Source organism: Streptomyces sp. NPDC060064 (genome assembly GCF_042736455.1).
GTDB lineage: Bacteria > Actinomycetota > Actinomycetes > Streptomycetales > Streptomycetaceae > Streptomyces.
In genome coordinates this window covers 98,955-118,841 of sequence record NZ_JBHWWF010000001.1, presented here as the reverse complement: position 1 = coordinate 118,841, position 19,887 = coordinate 98,955, and the positions used below count along the sequence as shown (strand labels likewise).

The window sequence follows — 19,887 nt, the reverse complement described above, 5'->3', positions numbered from 1 at the left end:
GGCCTGGCACCCCCTTCTCTCCCCCGGTGGTCCTGCTCGGTCCAGTTCCGCCAGACTATCGAACCTCTATTCGAAAACACGGTCCTGGCGCGCAACACCCCTCGTTCGAGTGACCGCGCTCAAGGGTTGACCCCCGCAGCCGAGGGAAGATCTTCTGCGGGAGGCGGGCCGCTCGGGGATGACGGTCCGACGGGATTGACCCTGGGAGCTCGGGGCTCCGGGTCAGCACAGGGGAGGACAGGCCCCGGCTCCCATGGGAGCCGGGGCCCTCCTGTAGGTACAGGACGTGCGGGACATACAGGTCGTGCGGGACGTGCGCGTCGAGCGGGACATACGGGTGCAGGGCATGCGGGGCTCGCTGAGCGTGCTGGGCGCAGCGTTGAGCGCGCTGGACGTACGGCGGGCGCATCACCCGGATCCCTCCCCGGCCATGGGGTCATATGCCTCAGCCACAGCGTGGCACGCGATTCGCCCGGGCGCTGCCATTCCGGACGGAATGCGGTATCCGGCGGCGGAAACCCGCCACGCGAGGTTCCCGAGGAGTTCCTGAGAGACGCCGGGCGTCGGCTCAGGAGCGCTTCGGGACCCCTCAGACCTCGGTCAATGCTCGGCTACTGCTTGGCCACGAATACATGCGAGGCCACATCGGCCGCCAACTCCGCCGCCTCGCCGCTGCTGCCCACGAGCACTCCGCCTGCGGACTCCGTCACGCTGACCACCGAGCCGGGCTGCACGCCCGCCCGCCGCAGCGTGTACATCAGCTGGGCGTCCGTCTGGATCGGCTCGCCGATCCGCCGTACGACCACGGTCTTGCCGTCCGCGCCCGGGTCCAGGTCCGCCAGCGAGACCATGCCGTCGTCCAGGAACGGGTCGGCCTCCGCCTTCTCGCCCAGCTCCTCGAGGCCCGGGATCGGGTTCCCGTACGGCGACTCGGTCGGGTGGCGCAGCAGCTCCAGAACGCGCCGCTCCACCGCCTCGCTCATCACATGCTCCCAGCGACACGCCTCCGCGTGGACCTGCTCCCACTCCAGGCCGATCACGTCGACGAGCAGACACTCGGCCAGCCGGTGTTTGCGCATCACGCGCGTCGCCAGCCGCCTGCCCTCGCCGGTCAGCTCCAGGTGGCGGTCGCCGGCGACCGTCACCAGGCCGTCGCGCTCCATACGCGCCACGGTCTGGCTGACCGTCGGACCGCTCTGGTCGAGCCGCTCGGCGATCCGGGCGCGCATGGGCACCACACCTTCCTCTTCGAGCTCGAGGATGGTGCGGAGATACATCTCCGTCGTGTCGATCAGTCCGGACATACGTGCCCCTCGATGCTGTGACTTGAAAACAGTCGTGCGCTGGCCCTGACTCAATTCTGACGCATCCCACTGACAACCGTGCCGTGCCGGGGCAAGCCATCGGGAAGCCGTCGGGACACCTCTCCCCGAGTCCGTTCCCAGAGCCCGTACGACCGCTCGTACGCGAAGCCGTATTGACAGGGCAATGGTCCAGACCGCAACGTGATCCGCGGCACGGGTATTCCCGCCGCGGTGCGCTGCTGCGGTTCCCCCTCCCCGGAAAGGGCTCGGCGATGAGCGAGAGCAAGTTGGCCGGTCAGTTCTTCGACGCCGCGATCGGTCTGCTGCAGCGTGCGCGGGACGAGGAGGCGGCGAACATCGCCGACGCCGGGGTCGCGATCGCGGACACCGTCGCCGCGGGCGGCCGCCTCTTCGCTTTCGGCGCCGGGCACTCCTCGCTCGCCGCGCAGGACGTCGTCTACCGGGCCGGCGGTCTCGCCCTGATGAACCTGCTCGCCGTGCCCGGCGTCGTCGGTGTCGACGTCATGCCGGCCACGCTCGGTTCGGCCCTCGAGCGTGTGGAGGGGCTCGCGGGCGCCGTCCTCGACTCCAGCCCCGCCAAGGCCGGCGACGTCCTCGTGATCATCTCGCTCTCGGGGCGCAACGCGCTGCCCGTCGAGATGGCCATCAACGCCCGCGCGCTCGGACTCAAGGTCATCGGTGTGACGTCGGCGGCGTACGCGGAGGGCACCAGATCCCGGCACGTCTCCGGCACCTTCCTCAAGGACCACTGCGACATCGTCCTCGACTCCAAGATCGCGGTCGGCGACGCGGAGCTCACCCACGAAGGCATCGAGGCGCCCTTCGCACCCGCGTCGACTGTCGTCACCAGCGCGCTGATGCAGGCGACGATGGCGGCTGCGGCGGAGCAGCTGGTCGAGCGAGGCATCGAGCCGCCGCTGCTGCGCTCGGGCAACGTGGACGGCGGGCACGAGTGGAACGGTCGCGTGATGACGGAGTACGGGGACCGGATCTTCTTCCGACACTAGGGTCGCCCCCAGCGTCAAACCCCGCCGCCCTTGCGGGCGCCCGTCGACCCCGCCGCCCTTGCGGGCCTCCGTCGCCCCCGCGTCAGGCGTCCGCCTGCCCGCCCGCCAACCGCGCCAGGTCCAGCGCAGACGCCGCCAGAACCGCCACGCTCTCCGCGTACACCGCATCCGGGCGTTCGAACGCCGGGCGGCTCGCCCCGCGCAAAAACGTCACCACGCCCAGCGTCCGGCCCCGGCTCCGCAGCACCGTGCACAGCGCGTGCACCGCGTCCCGCGGCCACTGGCGCTCCGCCGCCCAGTCGCCCGCCACCGCACCCGCACCCGCGGCCGCGCTCGCCCGGACCGAGCCGATGCGGTCCGCCGCCTGGAGCGCCGGGTGGCCCTGCGGGTAGCGCACCGGAATGCCCGCACCCGCCACCGGCACACACGGGCCCGGCGCACCCGAAGGCGTTGCCGCGACGCGCACCAGCCGCTCACCGTCCGCCTCCAGCAGATCGATCAAGGCATGGTCGGCGAAGCCCGCGAGCGCGAAGTCCAGATACGCGGTCGCCGCCTCCATCGCGTCCTCACACTCCGCGGCGGCACGCCCGGCCCGGTGCAGCTGGCTCGACCGGAACCGCTGCCGGTCCGCCTCCTGCTCGGCCAGCTTTGCCTCGGTCACATCGTGGAACAGCCACCCCACCCCGAGCGGAACAGGCTCTTCCGCGAGCGGCGAGGCCAGCCGCAGGAACCCACTGCGCAAGCACCGCCGCCGCTCACCCTCGGCCGTGCCCAGCGTCACCCACAACTCCGCCAGCCCCCGCGGCGCCCCCTCCGCCAGCACATGGTGGAGGTCACCCTCCAGCGTCTCCACCCCCTGGACGACCAGCTCCCCGAGCGGCCGCCCGAGCGGTGAGGTACGTCCGGCGCCCAGCACCCGCGCCGCGTAGTCGTTGACGACGGTCGGACGCAGATCCACATCGACCAGTACGACGCCCCAGGACGCGTCCTCGAACAGCGCCTCGCTCAACGCGATCGACCGCTCCAGATCGATCTGCGCATGCACCTCGCTGAACGCGCAGTACACCCCGGCCGGCTTGCCGTCCGCGCCGAGCACCCGCGCCGACTGGGTCCGTACGAGAACACGTCCGCCGTCCTTGCGCAGCAGCGCGAACTCATGCACGGTCCGCCCCGGCGCGTCCATCGCGGCCATCAGCCGCCCCTGCACCTCTACGGCATCGGCGCTCCGCACCGCCCATCCGGCGAACCCGCGCCGCCCCACCGCCTCCTCGGGCGCCCAGCCGAGAATCCGCTCGGCCTCACGGTTCCAGTGGGTGATCGTGCAGTCCGCGTCGAAGGCACAGAGCGCGGCGTCCATCCCGTCGAGCAGGGCGGCAAGCAGCTCCGCCCCCGGCACCGGCCCGGTCTCCGGCGAACCCACTCCGCCCCGCTCCGGCTCGTCGGGCCCGAGCGCATTGGTGGTCTCACTCCTGGAAGCACTCATCCTGGACCCCCTGCAGGACGCATCCACACATGCTTTTTTGCACCTCAGATCATTCAACTGGAACGTGACGCAGCGCACACTCTGTTCCCGAAAATCGTTGCCTCCGGGAAATTGGGTTGTGGCCTCATGGACCGCTTCCTAAGGTGTTGGTCACACGGTGAAAGGAGGTGATCCGGAAGTGATTTCGTTTCGGATGCGTGAGGTGACTGCGGGCTGACGGCCCGTCGTCGCACTCTGTGTGCAGCCGACAGAACCGTCGGCCGAAATACCTAGCAGTCACCGACCCGCGGGCTCGCCGGCACATCCGGCCGGCCCCTCCGCAAGGAGGGACCAGAGCCCGCGGGTTTCTGCGTTCCCCGGACAGCCCCCGGCATGTCGGAGCCGCCGCCTCGCGAACGGCTCAGGGTGCCAGTCGCTCCACCTGCCACGCGGACCCGGCACGGACATACCGCAGCCGGTCGTGCAGCCGGTTCTCGTGGCCCTGCCAGAACTCCACCGCCTCCGGCTCGACCCGGTAGCCGCCCCACTCCGGCGGCGCCGGGACCTGCTCGCCCTCCGGGTAGCGGGCCGCCAGCTCCTCGTACTTGCGCAGCAGTTCCTCCCGCGAAGCGATCACCGAGGACTGGGCGCTGGCCCAGGCACCGAGCTGAGAGCCGTGCGGGCGGGTGCGGAAGTAGGCGACCGTCTCGTCGCGGCCGATGCGGGACGCCGTGCCGGTGACGATGACCTGGCGGGCCAGACCGTGCCAGGGGAAGAGCAGCGAGATGTACGGATTGGCGGCGAGCTCGCGGCCTTTGCGGGAGGCGTAATTGGTGTAGAAGACGAAGCCGCGCCCGTCGAAGTGCTTCAGCAGTACGGTGCGCGACGACGGGCGGCCGTCGGGTGCGGCCGTGGAGACGATCATGGCGTTCGGCTCGCGCAGACCGCCGGACGCGGCGTCCCGGAACCAGCGGGCGAACTGGTCCATGGGCGTGGGCGCCAGATCTGACTCCAGGAGCGCGGTGGAGCGGTACTGCTCCCGCATGACGGCGGGGTCGTGCGAAGCGGAATCCGGGGCCGGGGCGGCGGGATCCGGGTCCGGGGCAGCGGGATCCGAGTTCGGAGCGGCGGGATCCGAGTTCGGTGCGGCGTAGTCGGTCACGGGGGCCATCCTGCCGCAGTGGGCCAGTTTGCCCGGCACGGAGTGCCCCTAACCCTCCCCGGCCGAAATGGGGCAGTGTGCCGGATGTCACGCTTCCCCGCATCAGCCGGACCCGCCAAAATCTTGGGTCTGGCCACTGTGGCCTCCATACAGCAGGGGATATCGTCCTGCCTTCCCGACGGTTCGGGTGACCACCAGCCGCGCGGGGCATCACCGGGGTGACCGACCCACACCGTCGTACGCATCTGAGGAGCCGCCTGATGTCCGACTTCGTACCTGGACTCGAGGGAGTCGTCGCGTTCGAAACGGAGATCGCCGAACCCGACAAGGAGGGCGGCTCCCTCCGCTACCGGGGCGTCGATATCGAGGATCTGGTGGGCCACGTCTCCTTCGGAAACGTGTGGGGCCTGCTCGTCGACGGCGCCTTCAACCCCGGCCTGCCGCCGGCCGAGCCCTTCCCCATCCCGGTGCACTCCGGCGACATCCGGGTCGATGTGCAGTCGGCGCTGGCGATGCTCGCCCCGGTGTGGGGTCTGAAGCCGCTGCTGGACATCGACGAGGCGACGGCCCGCGACGACCTGGCGCGGGCCGCGGTGATGGCGCTGTCGTACGTCGCCCAGTCGGCGCGCGGCCAGGGCCTGCCGATGGTCCCGCAGAAGGAGATCGACAAGGCGCAGTCCGTCGTCGAGCGCTTCATGATCCGCTGGCGCGGGGAGCCGGACCCGCGGCACGTCAAGGCCGTCGACGCGTACTGGACGTCGGCCGCCGAGCACGGCATGAATGCCTCCACGTTCACCGCCCGGGTCATCGCGTCCACCGGCGCGGATGTGGCGGCCGCGCTGTCGGGTGCGGTCGGCGCCATGTCGGGGCCGCTGCACGGTGGCGCGCCGTCCCGTGTGCTCGGCATGATCGAGGAGATCGAGCGCACGGGTGACGCGACCGCGTATGTGAAGCGGGCCCTGGACAAGGGCGAGCGGCTGATGGGATTCGGGCACCGGGTCTACCGGGCCGAGGACCCTCGGGCGCGCGTGCTGCGCCGTACGGCCAAGGAGCTTGACGCGCCGCGCTTCGAGGTGGCGGAGGCGCTGGAGCGGGCCGCGCTGGAGGAGCTGCACAACCGCCGCCCGGACCGCGTCCTGGCGACGAACGTGGAGTTCTGGGCCGCGATCATGCTGGACTTCGCGGAGGTCCCGGCGCATATGTTCACGTCGATGTTCACCTGTGCCCGTACGGCGGGCTGGTCGGCGCACATCCTGGAGCAGAAGCGCACGGGCCGGCTGGTGCGTCCGTCCGCGCGGTACATCGGGCCCGGGCCGCGGAACCCGCGCGAGATCGTCGGCTACGGCGACATCGCGGACTGACCTCGCGGACCGACCTCGCGGACCGACCTCGCGGACCGACCTTCCGGACCTACGTCCCGAGGAAGCTGCGGTACGGCGCCGAGTCCCTGGTCGCAGGGGTACGGCGCCGTTCGCGTGCCGTCGTCACGCCGGGACGAGCAGGTCCTGGTGGTGGCGGGCGGCCACCTGCGGGTGGGCCCGCAGCCAGCCCTTGAGCTCGTTGCGGCCGTACTCGGCGAAGAGCGGGTTGGCCGGGTCGGCGGTGACACCGGGCGCGTCCGCCGCGTGCGGGAAGGGCACCGGGGCGATCCGGGCGTCCAGCCGCGGGTTGTAGAAGAACGGCACGGAGTAGCGCTCGGTGGCCCCGGCCGGGCTGACCACACGGTGGTTGGTGGCCAGCAGATAGCCGTTGGTGGCGACTTCGAGGAGCTCGCCGAGGTTGACGACGAAGGCACCGGGGATCGGCGGCACCTCGTGGAAGAGCCCGTCGCCGCGCTGCACCTGGAGGCCGCCTATCTCGTCCTGGTGGAGCAGCGTGAGGAAGCCGTAGTCCTTGTGGGCGCCGACGCCCTGGTCGCTGCCGTCGCCCGCGCTGCCCGGGTAGCGGACCAGCTTGAGGTGCAGATGGGGCCGGTCGGCGAAGATCTCGTCGTAGAAGTCCGGGGGCGCGCCGATGGCGGCGAGCAGCTCGTGCAGCAGCTTGTGCGCGACGCCGCTGAGCCGGTCGATCCAGCCGAGTGAGGCGGTGCGCAGGGCCGGGAGGGCGGCGGGCCACTGGTTGGGGCCTTCCAGCCACCAGTAGCCGGGCTCGCCGGGTGCGGGGATGTGCGCGGGGCGTTCGGCGCCGATGTCGAGCTGGTCGCGCCAGTCGCGGCTGCCGCCGGTGCGTTCGTCGCCGGTGCGGGTGTAGCCGCGGAAGTGGGGCGAGTTGAGGTTGGAGACGGCGAGCCGGTCCGCCTCCGGGAGGGCGAAGAAGGCCCGCATCGCGCCGGTGAGGGCGGTGGTCTCGGCCTCGCTGACGCCGTGGCCGATGAGCTGGAAGAAGCCGACGTCGTGGGCGGCGCTGTGGAGCTGCGCGTGGAGCAGCGCGCGGGACTGGGGGCCTCGGTCGGCTGCGGAGAGGTCGATGACGGGAAGCTGCAAGTACGACATGGGTACGTCCGCTGAGGTGTGTCCCGGCCGCCGCTCCCGGCGATGGCCGGGGCACGTACCGCCGGCGGGCCGCCTGGGTGGGGCGGAGCCGGGGTGACCGGGTGGGGTGGAGAGGGGGGCCGGGTCAGACGGAGCGTCGACAGCCCATGCTCGTCACGCGGACGTAGTCCACGTGGCGGCGGCGTACAAGCAGAAGCATTGGCCCAGGATACTGCGGAGGGGCCGGGACGCCAGTGGCCCGTGTCACAGCCCCGGGCCATGGTCGGTGGGCCGCCTCTGTGAGGGATCAGCCCAGCGCCTCGTCCAACAGTGCCGCCCACTGGGCCACGACTCTCCGACGGCGCGCGGTGTCATCCGTGAGGAGGTTGGCGAGGCCCAGGCCGCGAGCCATGTCGAGCAGGCCCTGGACCGTTTCGCGTACGCCGGGCCGTGACTCGTCCGCGTCCAGCAGCTGGACCGCGATCCGATGGGTCTCGCGGCCGACGCGCGCCTCCAGCTCCGTGACGCGCGAACGCAGTTGCTCCTCGTTGGACGCGGCGACCCACAGCTGCAGGGCGGCCCGGAACAGCGGCCCCGTATAGAGGTCGACGAGGGCCGCGACGAGGGCCGTCCGGTCCTGTGTCGGCAGCTCCCGCAATGCCTGCGACCGCTCCTCCGCGACGTACTCCACCGCCGCCGTGAACAGATCCTCCCTGGTCGGGAAGTGGTGCTGGGCCGCACCCCGCGAGACCCCGGCCCGCTCGGCGACCACCGAGACGGTCGAGCCCGCCCAGCCGCGCTCGGCGAGACAGGACACCGCGGCCTCGAGCAGCCGCTGCCGGGTGGCCCGGCTGCGGTCCTGCTTGGGAGGTGTCACAACACCCATGCGGGGTCCCGTCGTTCGAGGAAGGCGGTCATGCCCTCACGTGCTTCCGCCGACGCGAAGAGCGAGGCCGAGCGCTGGACCAGGTCTTCGGCGTCCCGGTCGAAGGTCTCCAGCACCCTAGCCGCGAGCAGCTGCTTCGATGCGGCCAGGCCCTGCGGGGAGGCTCGGCGCAGCCCGTCCAGCACGGGGCCGAGCGCGACGTCCACATCGTCGGCGGTGAGCGTGATCAGTCCGATGCGGGCCGCTTCCGCCGCGTCGAAGCGTTCGCCGGTGAGGTAGTAGCGCTCGGCCGCGCGCGGGTCCAGGCGCGGCAGCAGCGGCAGCGAGATCACGGCGGGCGCGACCCCGATGCGTACCTCCGTGAAGGCGAAGTCCGCGGCGCTCGTGGCGGCGGCGATGTCGCAGGCGCCGAGCAGACCGAGGCCACCGGCCCGTACATGGCCGGTGACACGGGCCACCACGGGCTTCGGCAGCGTGACGATCTGCCGCAGCAGACCGACGAAGGTGTACGGATTGGGCGGGGCCTTCAGATCGGCGCCCGCGCTGAACGTGGAACCGGTGTGGGTGAGGACGACGGCCCGTACGGTCTCGTCCTTGCCGCAGTCGGTCAGTGCCTGCGCCAGCTCGCCGACGAGCCGCGCCGACAGGGCGTTGCGGTTCTCCGGCGAATCCAGCGTCAGGGTGGTGATGCCGCGCTCGTGGGCGGTGGCGACCAGCGTCACGTGTTCTCCCTCTCCCGGTCCCTCAGTTCACGCCTGAGGATCTTTCCCGAGGCGGCGCGCGGCACGCCGCCGATGAACTCGACGCGGCGGACCTTCTTGTACGGCGCCACGCGCTCGGCGACGTAGGCGAGGACGTCGTCCTCGGTGAGGTCCTCCGCGGCCCGCTGCCGTACGACGTACGCCTTCGGGATCTCGTTCCCGTCCGCGTCGTACACCCCTATCACCGCCGCGTCGGCGACGCCTTCGTGGGTGAGCAGCAGCGCCTCCAGCTCGGCGGGTGCGACCTGGAAGCCCTTGTACTTGATGAGTTCCTTGACCCGGTCGACGACGAAGAGCCAGCCGTCGGCGTCGACGCGCCCGATGTCGCCGGTGTGTACCCAGCCGTCGGCATCGATCATGTCGGCGGTGGCGTCGGGGCGGCCGAGGTAGCCCTTCATCACCTGCGGTCCGCGGATCGCGACCTCGCCCTCCTCGCCGACGCCGACGTCCTTGCCGGGGTCGGCGAGGGAGAGAATCCGCATCTCGGTGTTGGGCAGGAGCTGTCCCACGGCCCCGGGCGGCGGGGCGGCCGCGGCCAGCGGCACCACGTGTGTGCCGGGTGAGAGCTCGGTCATGCCGTACGCCTGCAGGACCGGCGGCAGTCCCAGCCGGGTCGAGCAGGCCTGTGCCAGCTGGGCGTCGAGCGGGGCCGCGGCGCTGACGATGTACTCGAGCGACGACAGGTCGTACTGCGCGACGGCCGGGTGCTTGGCGAGGGCGAGGACGATCGGCGGGGCGACGTACAGACCGTTGATGCGGTGGTTCTCGATCGCCGCGAGGAAGGTGTCGAGCTCGAAGCGGGGCAGTACGACGACGGTGGCGCCGTGGCTGAGCGGGGCGTTCATCAGGGCGGTGAGGCCGTAGATGTGGAAGAAGGGCAGCACGGCGAGGATGCGGTCGCCGGGGCCCATCGGGATCATCGGGTGGAGCTGCGCGAGGTTGGTCGCGATGGAGCGGTGGGTGAGCATGACGCCCTTGGGGACGCCGGTGGTGCCGGAGGAGTACGGCAGAGCCGCGACGTCCTCGGACGGGTCGATGGTGATGTCCGGCTCGGGTGCGGTCGAGCCGAGCATGTCGAGGATGCTCACATGCCCGTCGGCTCGGTCGCAGACGAAGATCTCCTCGATGCCGGCGACGAGTTCGGCGGCCCGGCGGGCGATCTCGAGGAGCGGTGACACGGTGACGATCCAGCGGGCGGAGGAGTCGCGGAGCTGTTTGGCGAACTCCTCCGCCGTGGCGAGCGGATGGACGGTGGTGACGGAGGCACCGGCGCGCGTGGCCCCGTAGAAGACGGCGGGGTACGCGACGGTGTTGGGGCTGTGCAGGGCGAGTACATCGCCCTTGCGCAGCCCCGCGTCGGCGAGCGAGGCGGCGATCCGGCGGTGGAACGTGTCGAGCTGGGCGTACGTGAGGGTGGTGCCGTTCACGCCGTCGACCAGGGCGATCGTGTCGCCGTACTCGGCGGTGGCCCGGCCGAGCACCACGTCGTGGATCGGCTCGGCGACGGCGGGAACGTCTGCGTACTCGCTGTGGAACACCATTGCGGCCCCCTCGGCTCTGTGGACGGCCAGAATCCCCCGTCTCAGTACGACTTGGGGAGACCCAGGGACTGGTGGGATACGTAGTTGAGAATCATCTCGCGGCTGACCGGGGCGATCCGGGCGACGCGGGCGGCGGTGATCAGGGATGCGAGGCCGTACTCGCGGGTGAGGCCGTTGCCGCCGAGGGTGTGCACGGCCTGGTCGACGGCCTTGATGCAGGCTTCGCCGGCGGCGTACTTGGCCATGTTGGCTGCCTCGCCGGCGCCGATGTCGTCGCCGGCGTCGTAGAGGGCGGCGGCCTTCTGCATCATCAGGCGGGCGAGTTCGAGCTCGATGTGGGCCTGGGCGAGGGGGTGGGCGATGGCCTGGTGGCCGCCGATGGGCTGCTTCCAGACCTGGCGGGTCTTCGCGTAGTCGATGGCTTTGGCGAGTGCGTACCGGCCCATGCCGATGCCGAAGGCGGCGGTCATGATGCGCTCGGGGTTGAGCCCGGCGAAGAGCTGGAGGAGCCCGGCGTCCTCGTCGCCGACGAGGGCGTTGTCTGGGAGGTGGACCTCGTCCAGTACGAGCTCGAACTGCTTCTCCTGGGCCTGGAGTTCCATGTCGATCTGCGAGCGCTGGAAGCCGTGGGCATCCCGGGGCACGATGAAGAGACAGGGCTTGAGTGTGCCCGTGCGCGAGTCCTCGGTACGGCCCACGATGAGGGTCGCGTCGGCGATGTCGACGCCCGAGATGAAGACCTTGCGGCCGTTGAGGATCCAGCCGTCGTCGGTCTTGCGGGCGGTGGTGGTGATCCGGTGCGAGTTCGACCCGGCGTCGGGCTCGGTGATGCCGAAGGCCATGGTGAGGCTGCCGTCGGAGAGACCGGGGAGCCAGGTGCGCTTCTGTTCGTCGGTGCCGAAGCGGGCGATGACGGTGCCGCAGATGGCGGGTGAGACGACCATCATGAGCAGCGGACAGCCGGCGGCTCCCAACTCCTCGAGAACAATGGACAGTTCCTGCATCCCACCGCCTCCGCCGCCGTACTCCTCGGGGAGGTTCACGCCGAGGTAGCCGAGCTTGGCGGCCTCGGCCCACAGCTCTTCGCGTACGTATCCCCGGCCGTGCCGCTGCCCGAGTGCGGCAACGGCGGCACGCAGGGCGGTGTGCTCCTGGCTCTCGATGTTCATGACGCTGTCTCCTCCTGTGTGGCTGGCGCCACTACTTCGTTGACGACGGCGAGCAGAGCACCGACCTCGACCTGACGGCCGGGTACGGCGTGGAGCGCGGTGAGGATGCCGGAGGCGGGCGACACGATGCGGTGCTCCATCTTCATGGCCTCCAGCCAGACAAGCGGCTGCCCCTCTCTCACCCGGCTCCCTTCGGCGAGCCCGTCGCCGACCCGGACGACGGTCCCGGGCATGGGCGCGAGCAGCGAACCGGGCCGGGTCCGGTCCTGGGGGTCGGCGAACCGGGGTTGTACGGCGAGGGAGTGGGCGCCGGTGGGGCTGTCGACGTGGACGTGCCCGTCGCCGTGATCGGTGACGTCGAAGTGCCGTACGACTCCGTCGATCTCCAGCCGTACGCGGCGGGCGTCGGCGGTGACGACGCGGACGCCGGGATCATCGACGAGTTCGAACCCGCCGCGGGTGGGGCGGTAGCGGACCTCGTGGTCGCCGTAGACCTTGAGCTGCGCCTGGGACGGCAGGTTCCGCCAGGCGCCGAGCCGTGCGGTGACGGTTGTGCCGGGGCGGCTCACGGCATCCGCGAGGGCGGCGGCGACGGCCGCGTAGCGCTCTCCTTCGGCGGGCGCGGTGAGCGCGTCGAGGTTGCGCTCGTAGAACCCGGTGTCGAGCTGTGCGCCGGTGAACTCGGGGTGCTCCAGGGAGCGTACGAGCAGCTCCCGGTTGGTGACGGGCCCGTGCAGGCGCGCCCGCCGCAGGGCGTGGGCGAGCCGCCGCACGGCTTCGTCACGGGTGGGCGCCCAGGCGATGACCTTGGCGATCATGGGGTCGTAGTGCACGCCGATGGAGTCACCGGCGGTGTATCCGGTGTCGACGCGCAGGCCGGGGGCGGCTCCGGGGACCGCCAGCTCGTGCAGCACCCCCGTCTGCGGTGTCCACCCCTTCGACGGGTCCTCCGCGTACAGCCGCGCCTCCACCGCGTGGCCGTTCGCCGGTGGCGGGGTCTTGGGCAGCGCCGAGCCTTCCGCCACGCGCAGCTGCAGCGCCACCAGGTCGAGGCCGAACACCGCCTCGGTGACCGGGTGTTCCACCTGGAGGCGGGTGTTCATTTCCAGGAAGTGCGACCGGCCCTGTGGCGAGAGAAGGAACTCCACCGTTCCCGCGCCCCGGTAACCCACCGCCCGCGCCGCCGCGACCGCCGACTCGTGCAGCGTCGCGACCAGGGCAGCCGGCAGGCCCGGCGCCGGGGACTCCTCGATGACCTTCTGGTGCCGGCGCTGGAGCGAGCAGTCGCGCGTGCCCAGCGCCCACACCGTGCCGTACGCGTCCGCCAGGACCTGCACTTCCACATGGCGGCCGCGTTCGATGTACGGCTCCAGGAACACCTCGCCGTCACCGAACGCCGACGCCGCCTCCGACGCGGCTGCCTCCAACTCGCCATCCAGAGCCGCGAGTTCGCGGACGACGCGCATGCCCCGGCCGCCACCACCCGCCGCTGCCTTCACCAGCAGCGGCAGGTCCGCCTCCGTGACCGTCGCCGGGTCGAGCGGCGCGCCGCCCATCAGCTCCTTCGCCCGCGTCTTGGACGCCATCGCCTCGATGGCGGAAGGCGGCGGGCCGATCCACACCAGCCCCGCGTCCGCCACCGCCCGTGCGAACTCCGCGTTCTCGGACAGGAAGCCGTACCCCGGGTGCACCGCGTCCGCGCCCGCCGCCAGCGCCGCCTTCACGATCAGGTCGCCGCGCAGATACGTGTCCGCGGGCGCGGCGCCCGGCAGCCGTACCGCCGCGTCCGCCTCCCGGACATGCAACGCCGACGCGTCCGCGTCCGAGTACACCGCGACCGTCGCGATCCCCAGATCCCGGCACGTACGGAACACCCGGCACGCGATCTCGCCCCGGTTGGCGACAAGAACAGAAGAGATCATCACTGCCTCACTCACTGCCTCACTCACTGCCTCACATCCGGAAGACGCCGAAGCCGCCGCGCGCGCCCTCGACCGGTGCCGTGTGGATCGCGGACAGACAGAGCCCCAGCACCGTCCGCGTATCGCGCGGGTCGATGACCCCGTCGTCGTACAGCCGCCCCGAGAGGAACATCGGCAGCGACTCCGCCTCGATCTGCTGCTCCACCATCGCCCGCAGACCGGCGTCCGCCTCGTCGTCGTACGGCAGGCCCTTCGCCGCCGCCGACGCGCGCGCGACGATCGACAGCACACCCGCCAACTGCTGCGGCCCCATCACCGCGGACTTGGCGCTCGGCCAGGCGAAGAGGAACCGCGGGTCGTACGCCCGCCCGCACATGCCGTAGTGCCCGGCCCCGTACGACGCGCCCATCAGAACCGACAGATGCGGGACGCGCGAGTTGGACACCGCGTTGATCATCATCGCGCCGTGCTTGATGATGCCGCCCTGCTCGTACTCCTTGCCGACCATGTAGCCGGTGGTGTTGTGCAGGAAGACCAGGGGCACATCGCGCTGGTTGGCGAGCTGGATGAACTGCGCCGCCTTCTGCGACTCCGCGCTGAACAGCACGCCCTGCGCGTTGGCCAGCACACCCACCGGATAGCCGTGCAGCGAAGCCCACCCGGTGACCAGGCTCGGCCCGTACAGCGGCTTGAACTCGTCGAAGTCCGAGCCGTCGACGATCCGTGCGATCACCTCGCGCGGCTCGAAGGGTGTGCGCAGATCGCCGGGCACGATGCCGAGGAGCTCCTCCTCGTCGTACTTGGGCGCCGCGGCCGGAGCCGGATCGGCGTGCGCCTTGCGCCAGTTGAGGCGGGCGACGACCCGCCGGGCCTGCCGCAACGCGTCCGCCTCGTCGAGGGCGAAATAGTCGGCGAGACCTGACGTACGGGCGTGCATCTCCGCGCCGCCGAGCGATTCGTCGTCGCTCTCCTCACCCGTCGCCATCTTCACCAGCGGCGGCCCGCCGAGGAAAACCTTCGACCGCTCCTTGATCATGATGGTGTGGTCGGACATACCGGGGACGTACGCCCCGCCCGCCGTCGAGTTCCCGAAGACGACCGCGATCGTCGGAATGCCGGCCGCCGACAGCCGGGTGATGTCCCTGAAGAGCGCCCCGCCCGGGATGAAGATCTCCTTCTGGGAGGGCAGATCCGCGCCGCCGGACTCGACGAGAGAGATACAGGGCAGGCGGTTGGCGTACGCGATCTCGTTGGCGCGCAGGGCCTTCTTCAGCGTCCAGGGGTTGGACGCCCCGCCGCGCACCGTCGGATCGTTCGCGGTGATCAGGCACTCGACGCCCTCCACCACACCAATGCCGGTGACCATCGACGCGCCCACCGGATAGTCGCTGCCCCAGGCGGCGAGCGGGGACAGCTCGAGGAAGGGCGTGTCGGGGTCGATGAGCAGCTCGATGCGCTCGCGCGCCAGCAGCTTGCCGCGCCCCCGGTGCCGGGCGATGTACTTCTCGCCGCCGCCCGCGAGCGCCTTGGCGTGCTCGGCGTCCAGCTCGGCGAGCTTGCCGAGCATGGTGTCGCGGTGGGCGGCGAATTCGGGGCCCGCGGGGTCGAGGGCCGAGGCGAGCACGGTCACAACAGTTCCTCCGGGATATCGACGTACCGCGAGCGGAGCCACTCGCCGAGCGCCTTCGCCTGCGGGTCGAAGCGGGCCTGCGCCGCGACGCCTTCGCCGAGGATCCCCTCGACCGTGAAGTTCAGGGCGCGCAGATTCGGCAGGACATGGCGTACGACCTTCAGTCCCGCGGTCTCCGGGAGCAGCGCGCGGAAGCGGTCCACGGTCAGTTCGTGGGCGAGCCAGCGCCAGGCGTCGTCGGTCCTGGCCCACACCCCGACATTGGCGTCGCCGCCCTTGTCGCCGCTGCGGGCCCCGGCGATCAGGCCGAGCGGGGCGGCGCGGTGGGGCCCGGCGGTGTCCAGTGCCGGCGGCAGCGCACCGGCCTCTTCCAGGTGACCGACTTCCCTCGTACATAGGGGAGTCGGCACGGCCACCCGTCGCCCGTCCGGCAGTACGGCCGTGTGCGCCACCTCGGCCACGTCCACATACTCGGCCTCGAAGACCCCGTACGGCGCGCCCTTCCCGGGCGGCGCCGTCACATGGAAGCCCGGGTAGCTGCCGAGCGCCAGCTCGATCGCCGCGCCGCTCACCGCGCGCCCGACCTTGTCCGGGTCGCTGTCACGGACCACGAGTCGCAGATACGCGCTGGCCCGCTCCTCGGTGTCGCCGTCCGGCCGCTCGGTGCGGGCCAGCTCCCAACGCACCTCCGCCGGACGGGATTTGCCGAAGGCCTCCGCCAGCTGCTCCTGCACCAGACGTGCCTTGGCCTCGATGTCGAGTCCGGTGAGTACGAACACGACCTCGTTGCGCCAGCCGCCGAGCCGGTTGAGTCCGACCTTCAGCCGGGGCGGCGGGGCCTCGCCGCGTACGCCGGAGATCCGCACCCGGTCCGGTCCGTCCTGCGCCAGCCGTACGGTGTCGAGGCGGGCGGTGACGTCCGGCCCGGCGTACCTCGCGCCTCCGGTCTCGTACAGCAGCTGCGCGGTGACCGTGCCGACGTCCACGAAGCCGCCCGTGCCGTCGTGCTTGGTGATGACGCAGGTGCCGTCGGCGTGGATCTCGGTGAGCGGGAAACCGGGGCGGCGTACGTCATGGCCGCTGAAGAACGCGTAATTGCCGCCGGTGGCCTGGGTGCCGCATTCGAGGACGTGCCCGGCGACGACCGCGCCCGCGAGCGCGTCGTAGTCCTCGGGCCCCCAGCCGAAGTGCGCGGCCGCCGGTCCGGTGACCAGGGCGGCGTCGGTGACCCGGCCGGTGACGACGACATCGGCCCCGGCGCGCAGGCACTCGGCGATACCGGCGCCGCCGAGGTAGGCGTTGGCGCTGAGGGCGTCCGGGAAGCGGGCGGCGAGGTCGTCGCCCTCGACGTGCGCGACCCGGACCGGGACGCCGACCCGGTCGGCGAGCTCGCGTACCGCGGTCGCCAGGCCCGCCGGGTTGAGCCCGCCCGCATTGGCGACGATCTTCACACCGCGCTCGTGGGCGAGCCCGAGGCTCTCCTCCAGTTGCTTGAGGAAGGTCTTGGCGTAGCCGAGGCGGGGGTCCTTCAGCCGGTCGCGGCCGAGGATGAGCATGGTGAGCTCGGCGAGATAGTCGCCGGTCAGTACGTCCAGCGGCCCGCCGGTGAGCATCTCCTTCATCGCGTCGAAGCGGTCGCCGTAGAAGCCGGACGCGTTCCCGATCCGCAGCATCACGCCGCCTTGGGGTCGCGGCCGGGTCCCGCAGGTCCCGCGAAGGCCTGCGCGATGTCCAGCCAGCGGTCCGCGTCGGCGCCCTGGGCCCGTACGGCGAGATCGTCGCGGTGGGCCCGCTGCGTGACCAGCAGACAGAAGTCGAGCGCGGGCCCGGTGACGCGCTGCGCGGCGTCCTCGGGGCCGTACGCCCAGAGCTCGCCGCCGGGCGCGGTCAGCTCCACCCGGAAAGCATCGGCCGGCGGCGTCAGCCCCCGTACTCCGAAGGCGAAGTCGCGCGCCCGGATCCCGATGTGGGCCACATGCCGCAGCCGTGCGGACGGTTCGCGCACGACGCCGAGCGCGTCGGCGATGTCCTGCCCGTGCGCCCAGGTTTCCATCAGCCGCCCGGTCGCCATCGACGCGGCGCTCATGGGCGGCCCGTACCAGGGGAAGCGGGCGCCGGCCGGGGCCTGGCGCAGAGCTTGTTGCAGCCGCTCGCGGCCGTCGCGCCAGCGGGCCAGCAGCTCACCGGGCGGCAGCGCGGCGCCCGCCTCGGCGCCCTCGTCCACGAAGGAGTCCGGCGCGCCGAGAGCCTTCTCGACCTGGGCGGCGAAGGCCTCGGGGTCGGTGACGGCCAGCAGCGCGGCGGCGTCGGTCCAGGCGAGGTGGGCGATCTGATGGGCGACGCTCCAGCGCGGCGCTGGCGTCGGACCCGCCCACTGTGCGGGGTTCAACTCCCCTACCAGCAGGTCGAGTTCATCGCTTTCGCTACGCAAGTCGTCGAGTACGACGGCCGGGTCGGACACGGTGCGCTCCCTCGGGACACGACGTTGTGTGTCCCGGAGCATGGCAGCGCACGGAGAAACAAGCAAGCATGCTTGCTTGATTACTGTGCCTTTCTGGCCACCTGCGTCCGTACCGCGCCCATGCTCGCCGCGATGACCAGCGCGATCGCCAAGGCGTCGACCATGGAAAGGTCCTGATGCAGTACGAGGAACCCGGCCGTGGCGGCGATCGCCGGCTCCAGGCTCATCAGCACCGCGAAGGTCGGGGCGGGCAGCCGGCGCAGCGCGAGCAGCTCCAGGGTGTACGGGAGTACGGACGACATCAGCGCGACGGCGAGCCCGAGACCGAGCGTGGACGGCACGAGCAGCGTGGATCCGGACTCCGCGATCCCGAGCGGCAGACTCAGTACGGCACCGACCGCCATGGCCAGCGCGAGCCCGTCGGCCTGCGGAAAGCGCCGCCCGGTGCGGGCGCTGAAGACGATGTACGTGGCCCACATCGCGCCCGCGGAGAGCGCGAACAGCGCGCCCACGGGGTCGAGCCGGTCGAAGCCGCCGCCGCTGAGCAGGACCACGCCGCCGAGCGCGAGGCCCGCCCAGACGAGATTGACCAGCCGCCGCGACACGATCACCGACAGCGCCAGCGGGCCGAGGACCTCGAAGGTGACAGCGGCACCGAGCGGGATGCGGTCGACGGCCTGGTAGAAGAGGACGTTCATGGCGGCCATCGCGGCGCCGAAGGCGACAACGGTGCCCCAGTCGGCGCGCGAGTGCCCACGGAGTTTGGGCCGGCAGACGACGAGCAGGACGAGCGCGGCGAGCACGAGCCGGAGGGTGACGACACCGAGAGCTCCGGCTCGCGGCATGAGCAGTACGGCGATGGAAGCGCCGAACTGGACGGACAGCGCACCGGCGACGACAAGGGCGACGGGGCCGAGGGTGCGGTGGGATCGTGTGCCGCGACCGGTGCCGTCGCCGCTGCCGGGGCCGGGGCCGGGGCTTTCTGCGGCATCCAGGGCTGCGGCGGCCTCGAGCTCGCCCGTGACGACACTGGTACGGGTTTCGTCCACCGCACACCTCCCTGATTGCTGATTCCGGCCGCCGACCCCCTCCACGCTACGGGCGCGGGCTCGCTGCGTGAAATACCAATTGGGCTGGGGTTATGCTCCAGACGCATGAGCATCGAGCTGCGCCATCTCCGCTGCTTCCTGGCCATCGCGGAGGAGTCCAGCGTGACCGGGGCGGCGGTCCGGCTGCACCTGGCCCAGCCCACCGTCTCGCGCGCTCTCGCGGCGCTGGAAAAACATCTCGGCATCCGGCTCGTCGACCGCTCCACCCACCATCTCGCCCTCACCGCCGAGGGCCGGGCCTTCCGCGACAAGGCGGCGGCCGCGGTGGCCGCGTTCGACGAGGCGCTGGACCCCGGCCGGCTGCGCAGATGGCCACTGCGGCTCGGGCACGCCTGGTCCGCCCTCGGCCCGTACACGACCCCCTTGCTGCGCCGCTGGCAGCAGGACCACGCCGACACGCCGCTGGAACTCCTCCGCATCGACGACCGCACGGCGGGCCTGTCCCGCGGCGAGGTCGACGCGGCGGTGCTGCGGGGCCCGGTGGACACGCCCGGCCTGGTCACCGAGTTGCTCTTCACCGAGCCCCGCGTGGCAGCGGTGACGTCGGACGGCCCGCTGGCCGCACGCACCTCCCTGACCCTCGCGGAACTGGCGGGCGGGCCGGTCATCCTGAACACGGTCTCGGGCCTGACGACCCTCGACCTCTGGCCGCCGGAGAACCGTCCGACGTCCACGCTCACCGTCGCCAACACCGACGACTGGCTCACGGCGATCGCGGCGGGCCGGGGCACGGGGGTCTCGGTGGCCTCCACCTCCTCGATGCACCCGCACCCGGGCGTGACGTACCGCCCCCTGTCGGACGCGCCACCGGCACCGGTCCTGCTGGCGTGGCGCGAGAGGGCGCCGCATCCGGCGATCCCTCAACTGGCGGCGCTGGCGCGGGAGGTGGCTGCGGCGGGCTCCCCAAGATCGTCTATGCCGGAACGGGAATAACCCCAAGTCGGCGTGGACGTGGGAAAACGGACTCCGTAGCGTCGACTT

The 19,887-nt window shown here is 71.6% G+C and carries 16 protein-coding genes; 3 read left to right on the top strand and 13 right to left on the bottom strand.

The window, feature by feature from the left end; translation table 11 throughout:
• Window positions 1-611: 611 nt before the first annotated feature.
• Window positions 612-1,304: a metal-dependent transcriptional regulator gene (locus ACFWDI_RS00620; protein ID WP_362681638.1), complete on the bottom strand. Its 693-nt coding sequence runs from the start codon at window positions 1,302-1,304 to the stop codon at window positions 612-614.
• A gap of 272 nt (window positions 1,305-1,576) precedes the next feature.
• On the opposite strand from ACFWDI_RS00620, the gene ACFWDI_RS00615 reads away from it, so the two are divergent.
• Entirely contained in the window at window positions 1,577-2,332 is a 756-nt protein-coding gene (locus ACFWDI_RS00615) for an SIS domain-containing protein (protein ID WP_385300480.1), read from the top strand.
• A gap of 82 nt (window positions 2,333-2,414) precedes the next feature.
• Here ACFWDI_RS00615 and ACFWDI_RS00610 read toward each other — a convergent pair whose 3' ends face one another.
• On the bottom strand, window positions 2,415-3,815 hold the full coding sequence (locus ACFWDI_RS00610; RefSeq protein ID WP_385300479.1) for a PAS domain-containing protein: 1,401 nt from the start codon (window positions 3,813-3,815) through the stop codon (window positions 2,415-2,417).
• Between the two features lie 400 nt (window positions 3,816-4,215).
• Window positions 4,216-4,839, bottom strand: a complete 624-nt coding sequence (gene pdxH, locus ACFWDI_RS00605) for a pyridoxamine 5'-phosphate oxidase (RefSeq protein WP_385300827.1) — start codon at window positions 4,837-4,839, stop codon at window positions 4,216-4,218.
• A 377-nt stretch (window positions 4,840-5,216) separates the two neighbouring features.
• Between pdxH and ACFWDI_RS00600 the strand changes: the two genes are divergently transcribed.
• On the top strand, window positions 5,217-6,317 hold the full coding sequence (locus ACFWDI_RS00600) for a citrate synthase 2 (protein WP_385300478.1): 1,101 nt from the start codon (window positions 5,217-5,219) through the stop codon (window positions 6,315-6,317).
• 123 nt (window positions 6,318-6,440) lie between these two features.
• On the opposite strand, the gene ACFWDI_RS00595 is transcribed toward ACFWDI_RS00600, so the two are convergent.
• The 10 genes from ACFWDI_RS00595 to ACFWDI_RS00550 all read right to left on the bottom strand — a co-directional run bounded on the left by ACFWDI_RS00595 (window position 6,441) and on the right by ACFWDI_RS00550 (window position 18,846).
• A complete protein-coding gene (locus ACFWDI_RS00595) occupies window positions 6,441-7,448 on the bottom strand; it encodes an isopenicillin N synthase family dioxygenase (RefSeq protein ID WP_385300477.1) in 1,008 nt (335 codons plus the stop codon).
• Between the two features lie 286 nt (window positions 7,449-7,734).
• Complete coding sequence (locus ACFWDI_RS00590; protein WP_385300476.1) at window positions 7,735-8,313, bottom strand: TetR/AcrR family transcriptional regulator; 579 nt, start codon at window positions 8,311-8,313, stop codon at window positions 7,735-7,737.
• Window positions 8,301-9,035, bottom strand: coding sequence for an enoyl-CoA hydratase family protein (locus ACFWDI_RS00585; RefSeq protein WP_327324357.1), 735 nt, complete (start codon window positions 9,033-9,035; stop codon window positions 8,301-8,303). Before ACFWDI_RS00585 ends, ACFWDI_RS00590 begins: the two co-directional genes overlap by 13 nt.
• The gene (locus tag ACFWDI_RS00580; protein ID WP_385300475.1) at window positions 9,032-10,615 is read right to left on the bottom strand and encodes an AMP-binding protein; all 1,584 of its coding nucleotides are present in this window, start codon (window positions 10,613-10,615) and stop codon (window positions 9,032-9,034) included. The genes ACFWDI_RS00585 and ACFWDI_RS00580 overlap by 4 nt, the downstream gene beginning before the upstream one ends.
• A 41-nt stretch (window positions 10,616-10,656) precedes the next feature.
• Window positions 10,657-11,784, bottom strand: a complete 1,128-nt coding sequence (locus tag ACFWDI_RS00575; RefSeq protein WP_385300474.1) for an acyl-CoA dehydrogenase family protein — start codon at window positions 11,782-11,784, stop codon at window positions 10,657-10,659.
• The gene (locus tag ACFWDI_RS00570) at window positions 11,781-13,706 is read right to left on the bottom strand and encodes a biotin carboxylase N-terminal domain-containing protein (protein WP_385300473.1); all 1,926 of its coding nucleotides are present in this window, start codon (window positions 13,704-13,706) and stop codon (window positions 11,781-11,783) included. The genes ACFWDI_RS00575 and ACFWDI_RS00570 overlap by 4 nt, the downstream gene beginning before the upstream one ends.
• A 31-nt stretch (window positions 13,707-13,737) precedes the next feature.
• Complete coding sequence (locus ACFWDI_RS00565; protein WP_385300472.1) at window positions 13,738-15,336, bottom strand: acyl-CoA carboxylase subunit beta; 1,599 nt, start codon at window positions 15,334-15,336, stop codon at window positions 13,738-13,740.
• Complete coding sequence (locus ACFWDI_RS00560; protein WP_385300471.1) at window positions 15,333-17,009, bottom strand: acyclic terpene utilization AtuA family protein; 1,677 nt, start codon at window positions 17,007-17,009, stop codon at window positions 15,333-15,335. Before ACFWDI_RS00560 ends, ACFWDI_RS00565 begins: the two co-directional genes overlap by 4 nt.
• Window positions 17,009-17,797, bottom strand: coding sequence for a TIGR03084 family metal-binding protein (locus ACFWDI_RS00555; RefSeq protein ID WP_385300470.1), 789 nt, complete (start codon window positions 17,795-17,797; stop codon window positions 17,009-17,011). Before ACFWDI_RS00555 ends, ACFWDI_RS00560 begins: the two co-directional genes overlap by 1 nt.
• A gap of 80 nt (window positions 17,798-17,877) precedes the next feature.
• Window positions 17,878-18,846 (bottom strand): DMT family transporter, encoded by a 969-nt coding sequence (locus tag ACFWDI_RS00550; RefSeq protein ID WP_385300469.1) that lies wholly within the window; start codon window positions 18,844-18,846, stop codon window positions 17,878-17,880.
• Between the two features lie 105 nt (window positions 18,847-18,951).
• On the opposite strand from ACFWDI_RS00550, the gene ACFWDI_RS00545 reads away from it, so the two are divergent.
• Entirely contained in the window at window positions 18,952-19,839 is an 888-nt protein-coding gene (locus ACFWDI_RS00545; protein WP_385300468.1) for a LysR family transcriptional regulator, read from the top strand.
• Window positions 19,840-19,887: the final 48 nt, after the last annotated feature.

Coding starts and splice junctions, on each gene's coding strand:
- ACFWDI_RS00595 (WP_385300477.1), bottom strand. CDS start 7,448: ATGTCGTACTTGCAGCTTCCCGTCATCGACCTCTCCGCAGCCGACCGA.
- ACFWDI_RS00575 (WP_385300474.1), bottom strand. CDS start 11,784: ATGAACATCGAGAGCCAGGAGCACACCGCCCTGCGTGCCGCCGTTGCC.
- ACFWDI_RS00590 (WP_385300476.1), bottom strand. CDS start 8,313: ATGGGTGTTGTGACACCTCCCAAGCAGGACCGCAGCCGGGCCACCCGG.
- ACFWDI_RS00545 (WP_385300468.1), top strand. CDS start 18,952: ATGAGCATCGAGCTGCGCCATCTCCGCTGCTTCCTGGCCATCGCGGAG.
- ACFWDI_RS00600 (WP_385300478.1), top strand. CDS start 5,217: ATGTCCGACTTCGTACCTGGACTCGAGGGAGTCGTCGCGTTCGAAACG.
- pdxH (WP_385300827.1), bottom strand. CDS start 4,839: ATGCGGGAGCAGTACCGCTCCACCGCGCTCCTGGAGTCAGATCTGGCG.
- ACFWDI_RS00570 (WP_385300473.1), bottom strand. CDS start 13,706: ATGATCTCTTCTGTTCTTGTCGCCAACCGGGGCGAGATCGCGTGCCGG.
- ACFWDI_RS00620 (WP_362681638.1), bottom strand. CDS start 1,304: ATGTCCGGACTGATCGACACGACGGAGATGTATCTCCGCACCATCCTC.
- ACFWDI_RS00610 (WP_385300479.1), bottom strand. CDS start 3,815: ATGAGTGCTTCCAGGAGTGAGACCACCAATGCGCTCGGGCCCGACGAG.
- ACFWDI_RS00615 (WP_385300480.1), top strand. CDS start 1,577: ATGAGCGAGAGCAAGTTGGCCGGTCAGTTCTTCGACGCCGCGATCGGT.
- ACFWDI_RS00560 (WP_385300471.1), bottom strand. CDS start 17,009: ATGCTGCGGATCGGGAACGCGTCCGGCTTCTACGGCGACCGCTTCGAC.
- ACFWDI_RS00580 (WP_385300475.1), bottom strand. CDS start 10,615: ATGGTGTTCCACAGCGAGTACGCAGACGTTCCCGCCGTCGCCGAGCCG.